Origin of the sequence: Paenisporosarcina sp. NPDC076907, from assembly GCF_050269735.1 — a bacterium.
Classification (GTDB): domain Bacteria; phylum Bacillota; class Bacilli; order Bacillales_A; family Planococcaceae; genus Paenisporosarcina.
Genome location: NZ_JBNNIX010000003.1, coordinates 199,552 through 211,479 on the forward strand (window position 1 = coordinate 199,552; position 11,928 = coordinate 211,479).

Here is an 11,928-nt window from a genome sequence, read left to right on the forward strand (position 1 = left end):
AAAAACGACGATTCGTTTTCTCCACCTGCTTTTTATGAGAGACTTATTAAACAGTTTCCCATGATAAATTATTTAACAAACAAATCTTCCAATACTTCACTGACAGCGGCTTTCCCTTGATCCACACAATCGGGTAGTCCAAGACCTTCATAAGAACTTCCGGCCAGCTTAATCATTGGGAATTGCTCTTTAATTTCTTTTTTCGCTTTCGCCACGCGTTCTTTATGCCCTACTACATATTGAGGAGATGCATTTTTCCATCGAGTGACTACTGAAAATAGAGGTTCTTGATCAATTTTTATCGTTTTGCGTAAATCAGCAAGAACGATTTTCTCAAGTTCGCTATCGGATAATTCTACTGCCGACTCATCTCCTGCACGACCTACAAATCCGCGAAGCAATACATGACCATCAGGCGTAGTTGTTGGCCACTTACGATGAGTCCACGTACAAGCAGTTATTGAATAATCACTATTCCTGGATACTAAGAAGCCCGTGCCTTCTTTATCTTGTTTGACTGCTTCTTCTTTAAAAGCCAGTGCAACAGTCGCAACCGAGGTGGCAGGCATCTCCTCGAAATCAGTCATTAATCCATGTTCTTCAAATAATGGCAAAGCTGCGAGATGAGGTGTTGCTACAATTAATTGATCGAGAAGCATTTCTGATTCGTTGTTCAGGAACAGATTCACTTGATCCCCGACTCGTTCGAAACGTTCAACACGTACACCCTTCATAACAGAACCAGGTTCGAGCTGAGACTCAATTGCTTCTACAATCGTTTCCAACCCATTCCTGAATGTACGGAAAATGCCCTCTTTGGATTTTACAACAGGCTGTTTGGGGGTCGTTTTTTTTGAACCGATTATCAGGCTGCGATGTTCCTGTTCCAGCTTATAAAACTGGGGAAAAGTTGCCTGAAGACTCATTTTATCAATATCCCCTGAATAGATACCTGATAATAAAGGTTCAATTAGATTTTCAACCACTTCACCGCCGAAACGTCTGCGTAAAAATTGTCCAACCGACTGGTCTTCATTAACTGCCGACTTGGGTAAAACAAAATCTCCAGCTGCGCGGAATTTCCCGCTCCATGAGAACAATCCCGAGGTAATGAAAGGCGATATTTGCGTAGGAATGCCCATAACAGACCCTCCCGGAATCGGATGCAGACCATCATTGACGAGTATATATGCCTGTCCAGTTGCATTGCTGACAAGTTGATCACTAATGCCAAGATCCTCGGCAAGAATACCAAAACTTTTCTTACGGGCCAAAAACGAGTCAGGTCCCCGTTCGATGACAAATCCATCTTTGCGAACTGTCTGGATTTTTCCTCCAAGACGATGGGAAGCTTCTATCAAAACTACTTCAAGGGGATACCCTTTTTCTTTCGCTTCCTTCTGCAAGTAAAAAGCAGCTGCTAACCCAGTAATTCCTCCACCAATGATCGCTACTTTACGTTTTCCTTGAGACACAGTCATCATCACTTTCGATTTCAGTTTCCTTATTTTTTATCTAAATGTTTCAATACAACATCGGACATGGCATCAATAAATAATGGTTGTGTGTTAGGCATTTCAGGTCTGTAGTAATTGGCACCGATTTCATCAGTCACCACTTTACACTCATAATCATTGTCGAATAACACTTCTAAATGATCTGCGACAAACCCTACTGGCGTATAGACAAATGTAGAATAGCCTTTTTGTTCGTGCAATTCATGAGTAAGGTCTTGAACGTCTGGTCCAATCCAAGGTTCTGGCGTTTGACCAGCACTTTGCCAACCGACTTCGTAGTTTTCTATACCAGCTGATTGCGCGATTAATTTGGCCGTTTCTTTTAATTGATCTGGATATGGATCGCCATTTGCGATGATTTTCTCAGGCAATGAGTGTGCAGAAACGATTAAACAAGCTTTTTCACGTTGTTCTGCCGACATTGAATTGAAAGTTTCGGAAACCTTTTCAGACCAATACTGAATGAATTTTGGTTCATCGTACCAACTTTCTACAGAAGTGATCTGTAGACCGCCCAATTTTTCAGCAGTTTCTTGTACACGTCCGTTATACGACTTAATCGAGAATGTTGAGAAATGAGGTGCAAGTACAATGGAAACCGCTTCTGTGATTCCATCCTTATGCATTTGCTCCACGGCATCTTCAACAAACGGTTCAATATGTTTTAACCCAATGTATAATTTGAATTCAATTTCGTCTTGAACAGCATTCAAACGATCCCGTAGTGCAGTCGCTTGGTCGTCTGTAATTTTTGCCAAAGGTGAAATTCCACCGATTGCACGATAGCGATCTCTTAAATCGGTAAGAGCTTCTGGGCTTGGCGGACGACCATGACGGATGTGTGTATAATAACGCTCTAAGTCTTCTTCTTTATAGGGCGTGCCGTAAGCCATCACAAGCAGTCCCATTGTTTTTTTAGTCAACTTGATCACCTCATTCATTAATTTACATTCTTCATTTTGCCATGTTCCATTTCAACTCGCGAATAAGTGAACCTTATGAATGTGCTTTCATCTGTGCACGACTGTATTCATGGACAAATGATGTTAAACGTTTCAACGTATCTGGATTTACTTCAGGGAATACGCCGTGACCTAAGTTGAAAATATGTGAAGGATGAGCGATTCCTTGGTCGATGATTTCTTTTGCACGTTCTTCAATAACTGACCAATCAGCTAATAATAGGGATGGATCCAAGTTGCCTTGAAGCGTTTTTGTTAAGCCCATTGCACGCGCTTCCTTGATAGATAAACGCCAGTCCAAACCAACTACATCCACTGGTAGGTCATGCCATTCTTTTGCCAAATGGCTTGCTCCAACACCGAATGTTGTTACAGGTACACCTTGCTCTTGAATAGCTGTAAAAATACGGGTCATTACTGGTTTAATGAAAATGCGGTAATCTTCAATATTCAATGCGCCAACCCATGAGTCGAAAATTTGAATCGCTTTTGCCCCAGCATCAATTTGTGCTTTCGTATAAACGATGATCATATCAGCAAGCTTGTCCATTAACGCAAACCAAGCTTGCGGTTCCGATACCATGAACGCTTTCGTTTTGTTGTAATTTTTTGATGGTCCGCCTTCTATCATGTAACTAGCAAGTGTGAAAGGAGCTCCAGAGAATCCGATTAACGGAACATTCAGTTGTTCTTCAGTCAAAATCTTAATCGTTTCAAGTACGAACGGAATATGATCTTGTGGTGAAAGTTCTCCAAGCTTTTCAACATCCTGTACTGTACGGATCGGATTTGAAATAACAGGACCTACGCCTGATTTAATTTTCACATCCACACCGATTCCTGGAAGCGGTGTCACGATATCTTTATACAAAATTGCAGCATCCACATCATAATTTTCAACCGGTAAGCGCGTGACATATGCACATAGTTCTGGTTGATGAGTAATTTCTTCTAATGAATACTTTTCTTTAATTTTCCGGTATTCAGGTTGTGAACGTCCTGCTTGACGCATATACCATACTGGAGTGTAATCTACTTTCTCGCCTCTCGCTGCGCGTAAAAACGTATCATTAATCTGTCTCATGAATTTTATGCCTGCCCCTCACAAAGTGTTTTTGGTTTTATGTCTAGCTCCGAGTGCCAGCCTACATCTAAGCTTCAGGTCCTCAAGTGAAAGCACGCTTTCCCATCGGACCTTCCAGCGCCGGCGTTGGACTGGATTGTCACTCTACGCTTTTCGTTATATTCGTTCTAAATATAGACGTTCTCTAGACTATTGTATAGATTTCAGATGCAATTGTCATAGAAATGCCTTGATTCGTAGACATTCTTTTGACAAAGTGTTGTTTCGAGCGCTTTTGACTGGGGAAGATTATAATGTACATATAGATACGGAGGGATTTTGAATGAACATTTACTTAACATCAGGTACACCTGAATTCATGGATTCTTTGAAGGAAAAACATGCGGGAGAAAAGATGCTAGTCCTACACGGTGAAGGTAACGCCGTCCTGTTACATGAAACGAGTGGCAAAACGGTTTTCCAAACTCCTCGAAAATATGAAGTCATCGACTCTTCTGGTGAACTGAGTGAGCAAGGCTACTTCGTATTCAACAATATTCCAGTTACAGACGAAGGGCGTCCAATTTTTGAACACCGCTTCACCAATCGTCCTCGTGCCATAGAGAACGAACCAGGATTTATTGCCATCCGCGTGATGCGTCCATTAGATTCAGACACATACATTATTTTGACGGAATGGACAGGAGCTAGTTCATTCGAAGCGTGGCAAAATTCACAAGCTTATAGCAAGGCTCACGAGAAACGTGGTACAGAGGATGGCATTGATAAACGTCCTAATATTTTCTCGAGCGCTTCATATGTAACGACATATAAAACAGCGAAAAAAGCTGACGGAGCTCTTTAAACTCACACGAAAAGCGCCATTCCCTGGGGAATCGACGCTTTTTTTCTTTGAAAAAAGTTTGTGAAATATTTATCGCTCATTTGGAAGGATTTATCGCTCAAACTGGTGATTTATCGTACATATGCAACACTTTATCGCTCAAACACGTTTCACAAGCAAGTTAACTTCATGATACGCTCAATGAATGCACTACATATTGGCCAGTAATCGTTTCGCGATTTGTTGATATTCATCCGGTCCGATACCTGGTGCAAACTCTTCTGGTAAATCATCAAGATCAGGAATCGGCCCACCTTTAGGAATACCATCTTGAACAACAAGTGGCTGTCCATTCAATGGATTATCCCCTTTCCAAATGGAACGAATATCTTTATACTGCCCTTCATCATTCCATGTAAAAAGAACATTGCCTAACCCACGATCTTCAAATTTCACCGCATGATCAAATTTCCGATTATCCAAATTTGGAATCGGAAGCATTTTCGTTATGTCGACTCCTGTTGCCATTTCAATGGCTTTCGCATATGCAAGCACGTGCGTACCACCGCGGACAAGTAAATAACCTATCATTTCACGCGCAGTTTCATGATTCGTCATTTCATACACACGCATCTTATGTGTTCTTGCTCCACACTCAAGGAAGAAGTTATGCAATAGGTCCAACACTAAGTTCCCACTTGAAAACACATAGTCACCACGCCAAGGATTGCCCATAGAATCGCCAGCCATTGAGGTCTGTGCGGTTGCTATGAGGGCATAAGTATTGCGTTGATTCTTACCATTCTGCAATGGCGTCAAATCCGGATCACCAGCAAAAGAGGTTCCTTTTTGCAAGATATTGATGGTGTTCGACACCAATTCAACATGACCAAATTCTTCAGCGGTAATACTTGCTACCAAATCATAAAACGGTTTGAATTTCGTTTTTTGCCGAAAATTGAAAGACTGATACATATAGTTATTCAAGGTCGACATTTCACCAAATTTTCCGCCCAATAATTCCTGAACGGCTGCAGCCGCGTTGGCGTCCCCATATTCCGGTATCGGCAACTCGATTGCCAGCCTGTTTACACGTTTAAACATGGAATCTCCTTCTCTCACATTTTATGAATTCGACACTTTCTGATTATGTTTATGACTGTCAGGAAGTGAATATGTTCATTTTCTATTTATGAGAAGCCGGAGACACCCAAATAATTTGTTGAATTCGGACGTAAAATGGCGTACCATTCGTTTCCACAACCACGTGATCTGGCATTACTTCTTTAAGAACACCTTTTACTACACTATTATTTGATAATTGGACAACAATTCTTCCACCTACAACTGACGCTAACGTCTGGTATACGTAAGGATCAAAATTGCTCACAAATTCTACAGACGGCTGTTGATCATTCATTCATGCCACACTCCTTTCAATCAATACCCATATTGTATGGAGACTGTTGAGCAAAGGTGCTAAGTAATTTCTCTCCTTAGTATGTGGCAATCTGAACCAGTTGGCTTTGATGAAACAATCAGTTAAAGAGATGAATTTCTCCATCAGAATGCTTGTTTAAACAGTTTCTCTCATTTGAATTTCTGCTAGTATCTTTAATTCATTTGAACGGGAAACAATAAATTTCTTCATGTAGTTTTCTAGAAACAATTTGTCCGCTATTCTTCCAATAATGCCTAAAGGGGCCTCGTAAGCAAAGGTATCTTTCATCATTGTACCGTAATGGATTTCCGTAAATTCGTGTGTATGAGTAAACGATTGAAAAGCTCCGTTGACTTGGACATCAATAAAAAAATCGGGTCTGACCATCTCTGTAACTTTGGCAGTTAACCTCTGTCTCACTCCAAAATGAGTGGCTTCCCATGTAACACAATCACCCTTTTCCAACAATCCTGACATCACGCCATCAACAGCCACTTCTTTCGTTTGAGAAGTTGATTGCATGTGCACTTCAACGTTTCTGGCAAGATCGAAACACACGTCAATCGGTGCTTTTATGTAAGTAATGTGCTCGAAAACCGGCATTCTAAGACACTCCTTTTCTGAAAATCAGTTCTTATCAGAGTAATTTCCTATCACTTATTGTTTAAACAGCAGCTGCTTTTCTTCAATTGACACATCCTAGTGTGGCTAAAGAATAGACAATTTATTTGAATCTTGCTTTAACGATTTCTCTCGCTGGCGGGATGTTTTCTCCGTCTTAAGACGGAATTTTTGCTGTTTGTTGAATTTATGAAACTGCAATTGTTTAGAAGTATCCCCAATGATATAATAACAAACATTCAAACTATTTCGACATTCGAAAGGAGAATTTTTGTGAAGAATCAATTATTTGAAAAACTGGATGCAGCATTTGAGGAAATGCTCGTCATACGCAGACATTTACATATGCATCCTGAAGTTTCTTTTCAGGAGACAAATACAGCAAAATACATTCAAGACTTTTATGCGGATTTAGGGATTGAGTTTACAGCAAATGTTGGCGGGAATGGCGTAGTAGCAAGAGTAAAAGGTGCTTTCCCAGGTAAAACAGTTGCCCTACGTGCCGATTTCGATGCACTGCCTATCCAGGATGAAAAAGAGGTATCTTATAAATCGACAGTACCTGGCGTCATGCATGCCTGCGGTCACGATGGTCATACTGCTACGTTATTAGTCCTTGGAAAAACGTTGCATCAGATGCGCGAACAACTTGCCGGTGAATACGTGCTCATTCACCAACATGCAGAAGAATATGCGCCTGGTGGAGCGCAGCCAATGATTGAAGCGGGTTGCCTAGAAGGTGTTGATGCAATTTTCGGGACACACTTATGGTCATTGACTCCTGCAGGAACAATTGAATACAGGGTCGGACCTGTAATGGCAGCTGCTGATCGTTTTGAAATTACAATTCAAGGTCGTGGAGGACACGGAGCCAGCCCTCATCAAACGAAAGATGCCATTGTCATCGGTGCGCAACTCGTCACCAACCTGCAACAAGTTGTTTCACGTCGCGTAAGTCCTGTAGAATCGGCCGTTTTATCTGTGGGCACTTTTGTAGCGGAAAATGCATTCAATGTCATAGCGGATTCCGCAAAATTAATCGGAACCGTCCGTACATTCAATCCTGAAGTCCGTGATCTTGTTGAAAAAGAAATGGAACGTGTCATTCAAGGAACATGCCATTCAAATGATTGCACTTACGAATTTTTATATGAACGTGGTTACAATGCTGTCGTTAACCACGCTGAAGAAACTCATTTCCTGAAAGAACTGGCTGAACTTGTGCCAGGTGTAAATAAAGTGCGTGAAACTGAACAGCATATGGGTGGCGAAGATTTTGGTTACTATTTGGAAAAAGTTCCGGGTACATTTTTCTTTACAGGGGCCCAGCCTAAGGGAGAAGTATTCCCTCATCATCATCCAAAATTTGATTTCGATGAAAGTGCCATGTTAATCGCCGCAAAAACTTTAGGTGCAGCAGTAGTAGACTATCAAGACAAATAATAAATGATCCTCATAAACAATGGTGAAATGCAATTAATATACTTTCAACATCAAGCTACTTCTACAGCGAAGTAGCTTTTTTCTTACGTCTGAATTGCGCTTATCTGCCAAACATCGCATATTCACCAGGATTAGGCATATTATTGTAAGACCATGTCTAATTGGAGGTTGCGATGAGAAGGTCAAACAACGGAATACTGCTGCTTGGTTTCTTATTTATCAGTCTGGTTATCGTCATTATTATCCTCTCGTCTTTGACCGGAGAATCCGATCAGGACCTTTATTTGCGTGATGTGAAAGAAGTGGAGTCTGTCACCAGTAAAATGATTGAGACGAACTTCCAGCAAGAATTGATTACTTCACTTAAAAACGAAGGATATAAACCTACGGGAAGCATTGCGTACACGATTTTCAGTATGGATAAAAAAAAATTAACAATCGTTCTGCATGGAATCGATACGAGTCGAAGAAAAGCAGAAAACTACATACAAGATCTTACAAACCAACTTTCCACTTCAATTGGTCTCGGAACTTTTGATGTAACTGTGGTCGAAGACAAAGATTGACCCTCATTTTGAGAAAGGATGAATGAATGGATTTACCGGTAGCGATTGGACACAAAATTCTTCAAAAAAAATCACCCAAAATTAACGTATACTATCCTTTTGTAATTGGCCTAGCCAATCCCCAAGCGGAATTGAAGATAAACTCCGCCATTGTCTCAACGTTAAATCAAACAATGGTCGAGCTTGGATATCATGAACCAAGTCTACAAGAAATGGTTGGAGAATTTGAAATCAAAACAAACGAACGCAATATACTAAGTTTGACTTTAACCGTTTATGCATTTACTGGCGGTGCTCACGGCATGACCATTGTCAAAGCACTATCCTTTGATGTGACAACTGGAAAACAGTATGAATTAAAGGACTTATTCAAACCTGATAGTGATTACGTTACGGTTTTATCAAAAATAATCGGACAGAAAATCAAAGATTGGGATATTGATTTGCTGGAACCGTTCACTAAAATCAGACCTGACCAAGATTTCTACTTTGCAGATCATTCACTGGTCATTTACTTCCAACTCTACGAAATCACACCTTACGTTTGGGGCTTCCCATACTTCCCTATTCCAATACTCGACATCCAAGATATCATTCAGCCAGATGGTCCACTCGAAAAATTATTGCCGTTCTGACCGAACATTTAAATGAAACCTTTTAGGGATTAAAAAATGTGTCACTTGTTTTGAGAATGTGGTGTTTTCAGACGTCAACCTCGTTTTTTCAGACGTGATGCTTCATTTTTCAGACGTCCTCTCATTTTTTTCAGACGTGAATGTCTAAAAGTCAGACTGAGCTTTCAAAACGGAACCAAATGGCAACACATCTTTCACAGAAACACCCACCAAAGCAACATCTGGTGGGGCCATTTGAATGTTTTTAACCTTTAAATGGGGCTGTTCGCTTTGCTCGACAGCCATATATGTATAAAAAGGTCTCATAACCCCTTTACAGCGGGCTATGAGACCTTTTTGTTTTCTATTTGCTCATTCTTAATGTAATCTCACTAACTACTACGATAATTAGAGGCAAGACTAATAAAATATCTTGCTCCATTCCTGCAATAAGTACAGCAATCAGCACGATGATTGCTTGCAAAACTTGTACTACTCTTACTAATTTCATTACCGACTGATTACGAGCACTCTCGGTCAAGGGAAAGAGCATATCCATGCGGAATTCACTTGATGAAGAAAGAGCTTGTTTGATTTGAATAGCGGAAGCAAAAGCCAGCGCACCCACGAAAATCATCACCACAACTGGAATACCGATGAATGCCGCACCTAAAGCTGACAGCCCCGTTAAGCGAAGCCATAAATAGAAAGTATCATCTGTGCGTACAAAAGTACGGAATACTAGATAATTTTGTGCTTTTAATTGCTGGAATGGAATCATACGATACAGCCAATCCATCCAAGGACGACGATGAATGCTTCCCCGTATATGAGGAACATCCGTGAAATAATTTGCGAAGCGATAAAAACGTAACATACGATTTTGTTCTATTTTCACAAAGTGTTCATAAGGAAATGGTTGTCCATTCAGTTGACGATTCCATGCCATAAAGTAAAAGATTACAGGAATAAGCAGTAACACTATATATATAGGATTTGTATGAAAAACTGCTGCAAGGACAGCACTCGAAATTAGAGCTCGTACAAAACGATCCCCCAATACCCCTTGTCCCCGATTCGCCCATCTGAATGCAAACACTACATGAACATTCCACCACTTCAATAATAAGATTGCGATAAACATAACACCAAGTAGCAAAGGTGAAACATCGCTAACTTGACGCAGTAAAGGAATAGCAATAACAAATGGTAGGACGACGATAAAAAGTTGAGACCAAAAAGTCCAAGATAAAGCTTTTTTCATATAACTCATTAACTTCGATTCAAGAGGCAACAAATATACTTGGTCCGGTTCACGAATCAAAGTTGTCGGCGAACTGAAAGCAAGTAAAATCCCAATCACAACCGCTACTAACCATGTTGCAGGAAAATCATCTGGTGCAGTCTTCAGCCATTCGCTATATTGATAACCACCCGCTCCAAGGACAAAAACAAATACTAGCGCCAGATGCCCCGTAAACACATATTTCATGTATTTCTGAAGTTCGTTTATGTAATGAAGAAATCGTATTCTCCATACATCATGCAGGTTATTCATGGTCTTGCTCCTTCGTCATTGCGATGTACAAATCGTCAAGAGTAGCAAGCGGCATATTGAAGGCTGCTCTTAAATCATTCATTGTCCCTTGCGCACGAATGCGTCCATTGTGCAATAACAATATACGATCGCAATATCGCTCTGCTGTCGATAAAATATGCGTAGACATGAGGACAGAAGCGCCACTCTGTTTCTTTTCATTCATTTGATCAAGTAACGATTGAATCCCGAGAGGATCAAGCCCAACGAAAGGCTCATCGATAATATATAATGAAGGATTTACTAAAAAGGCACACATTATCATAACTTTTTGGCGCATTCCTTTTGAAAAATGTGACGGGAACCAATTTAAGCGTTTTTCCATCCGGAATTCCTTCAACAATACTTCTGAACGAGCTGCCAAAGTTGCTTCATCTAACCCGTAGGCCATGGCGGTCAGTTCCAAATGTTCCTTTAATGTCAGTTCGTCATACAATACGGGAGTTTCCGGAATATATGAAAATGATGAACGATAGGCATCCATATTTTCCTGCATCGTTACTTCGTTCAAACGGATTTCTCCGTCTTTTGGATTCATCAAGCCGATAATATGTTTAATGGTTGTACTTTTCCCTGCCCCGTTCAGACCGATAAGACCTACTAATTCACCAGGTGCAATTGAAAAGGATAAATCATGAATGACTGGTTTTCGTGTATAGCCACCTGTTACTGCGTTTACTTCCAATACGTTCATCTGATACACCCCTTTTATTCTTTATTTTATCAAAAAAAATGCTGTATGGCTTTTCACTTGTCACTTCTTTGTATGATAAACTTATGACCATATCTTGAAAGGACGTGACCCATAATGAGTGAGTGTTTATTTTGTAAAATTGTAGACGGTTCAATTCCTAGTACAAAAGTGTATGAGGACGAGCATGTATTGGCCTTTATGGATATTATGCCACTAACAAAAGGACATACGTTGTTAATTCCTAAAAAACACCATGAAAATGTATATGACATGTCACCGGAAGAAGCTGGACAATTATTTTCTGTGGCACCGAAAATTGCTGAATCAATAAAAGCATCTTTTCAACCAGCAGGCATGAATTTATTGAATAATAACGGGGCTCCTGCCGGTCAGAGTATTTTTCACTTCCATCTTCATTTCATCCCTAGATACGATCAAACGGATGGATTTAAAGCTACTTGGCAAACGAAAGAAAAACAATTTACAACTGAAATGTTCGCTGAGTATGCAGAGCAAATCAAATCGAATTTAAGCAAGTAAACTTGCAATTATCTGCTTTAGCTTGT

Annotated in this window: 14 protein-coding genes; 5 read left to right on the forward strand and 9 right to left on the reverse strand. The window is 40.4% G+C overall.

Going from position 1 to position 11,928, the window contains the following annotated elements; all coding sequences use genetic code 11:
- Positions 1–68: 68 nt before the first annotated feature.
- The 3 genes from hemY to hemE form a co-directional block, all read right to left on the reverse strand.
- Positions 69–1,481: a protoporphyrinogen oxidase gene (gene hemY, locus ACQKEV_RS12555; protein ID WP_427446673.1), complete on the reverse strand. Its 1,413-nt coding sequence runs from the start codon at positions 1,479–1,481 to the stop codon at positions 69–71.
- A 23-nt stretch (positions 1,482–1,504) separates the two neighbouring features.
- A complete protein-coding gene (hemH, locus tag ACQKEV_RS12560) occupies positions 1,505–2,440 on the reverse strand; it encodes a ferrochelatase (protein WP_427446571.1) in 936 nt (311 codons plus the stop codon).
- Positions 2,441–2,513: 73 nt separating this feature from the next.
- Positions 2,514–3,563 carry a uroporphyrinogen decarboxylase gene (gene hemE, locus ACQKEV_RS12565; protein ID WP_427446573.1) on the reverse strand — a complete coding sequence of 350 codons (1,050 nt, stop codon included), beginning with the start codon at positions 3,561–3,563 and terminating at the stop codon, positions 2,514–2,516.
- Positions 3,564–3,885: 322 nt separating this feature from the next.
- On the opposite strand from hemE, the gene ACQKEV_RS12570 reads away from it, so the two are divergent.
- A complete protein-coding gene (locus tag ACQKEV_RS12570) occupies positions 3,886–4,407 on the forward strand; it encodes an antibiotic biosynthesis monooxygenase family protein (RefSeq protein WP_427446575.1) in 522 nt (173 codons plus the stop codon).
- Positions 4,408–4,596: 189 nt separating this feature from the next.
- Here ACQKEV_RS12570 and ACQKEV_RS12575 read toward each other — a convergent pair whose 3' ends face one another.
- From ACQKEV_RS12575 to ACQKEV_RS12585, 3 genes are all read right to left on the reverse strand, one after another.
- Positions 4,597–5,490, reverse strand: coding sequence for a manganese catalase family protein (locus ACQKEV_RS12575; RefSeq protein ID WP_427446576.1), 894 nt, complete (start codon positions 5,488–5,490; stop codon positions 4,597–4,599).
- An 82-nt stretch (positions 5,491–5,572) separates the two neighbouring features.
- Positions 5,573–5,806 (reverse strand): YuzF family protein, encoded by a 234-nt coding sequence (locus tag ACQKEV_RS12580; protein WP_424472899.1) that lies wholly within the window; start codon positions 5,804–5,806, stop codon positions 5,573–5,575.
- 156 nt (positions 5,807–5,962) lie between these two features.
- Positions 5,963–6,430: an SRPBCC family protein gene (locus ACQKEV_RS12585; protein WP_427446578.1), complete on the reverse strand. Its 468-nt coding sequence runs from the start codon at positions 6,428–6,430 to the stop codon at positions 5,963–5,965.
- 291 nt (positions 6,431–6,721) lie between these two features.
- Here ACQKEV_RS12585 and ACQKEV_RS12590 point away from each other — a divergent pair, with 291 nt between their 5' ends.
- The 3 genes from ACQKEV_RS12590 to ACQKEV_RS12600 all read left to right on the forward strand — a co-directional run bounded on the left by ACQKEV_RS12590 (position 6,722) and on the right by ACQKEV_RS12600 (position 9,092).
- Positions 6,722–7,891 carry a M20 family metallopeptidase gene (locus tag ACQKEV_RS12590; protein ID WP_427446579.1) on the forward strand — a complete coding sequence of 390 codons (1,170 nt, stop codon included), beginning with the start codon at positions 6,722–6,724 and terminating at the stop codon, positions 7,889–7,891.
- 173 nt (positions 7,892–8,064) lie between these two features.
- Positions 8,065–8,457, forward strand: coding sequence for a hypothetical protein (locus tag ACQKEV_RS12595; RefSeq protein ID WP_427446580.1), 393 nt, complete (start codon positions 8,065–8,067; stop codon positions 8,455–8,457).
- Positions 8,458–8,483: 26 nt separating this feature from the next.
- Positions 8,484–9,092: a DUF3298 and DUF4163 domain-containing protein gene (locus ACQKEV_RS12600; RefSeq protein ID WP_427446582.1), complete on the forward strand. Its 609-nt coding sequence runs from the start codon at positions 8,484–8,486 to the stop codon at positions 9,090–9,092.
- A gap of 144 nt (positions 9,093–9,236) precedes the next feature.
- On the opposite strand, the gene ACQKEV_RS12605 is transcribed toward ACQKEV_RS12600, so the two are convergent.
- Genes ACQKEV_RS12605 through ACQKEV_RS12615 form a run of 3 tightly spaced genes read right to left on the reverse strand, consistent with a single transcriptional unit; the run spans position 9,237 to position 11,362 of the window.
- Positions 9,237–9,398, reverse strand: a complete 162-nt coding sequence (locus ACQKEV_RS12605) for a hypothetical protein (protein WP_427457921.1) — start codon at positions 9,396–9,398, stop codon at positions 9,237–9,239.
- A gap of 37 nt (positions 9,399–9,435) precedes the next feature.
- On the reverse strand, positions 9,436–10,629 hold the full coding sequence (locus ACQKEV_RS12610; RefSeq protein ID WP_427446584.1) for an ABC transporter permease: 1,194 nt from the start codon (positions 10,627–10,629) through the stop codon (positions 9,436–9,438).
- Entirely contained in the window at positions 10,622–11,362 is a 741-nt protein-coding gene (locus ACQKEV_RS12615) for an ABC transporter ATP-binding protein (protein ID WP_427446585.1), read from the reverse strand. The genes ACQKEV_RS12610 and ACQKEV_RS12615 overlap by 8 nt, the downstream gene beginning before the upstream one ends.
- A gap of 114 nt (positions 11,363–11,476) precedes the next feature.
- Here ACQKEV_RS12615 and ACQKEV_RS12620 point away from each other — a divergent pair, with 114 nt between their 5' ends.
- The gene (locus ACQKEV_RS12620) at positions 11,477–11,902 is read left to right on the forward strand and encodes an HIT family protein (RefSeq protein WP_427446586.1); all 426 of its coding nucleotides are present in this window, start codon (positions 11,477–11,479) and stop codon (positions 11,900–11,902) included.
- Positions 11,903–11,928: the final 26 nt, after the last annotated feature.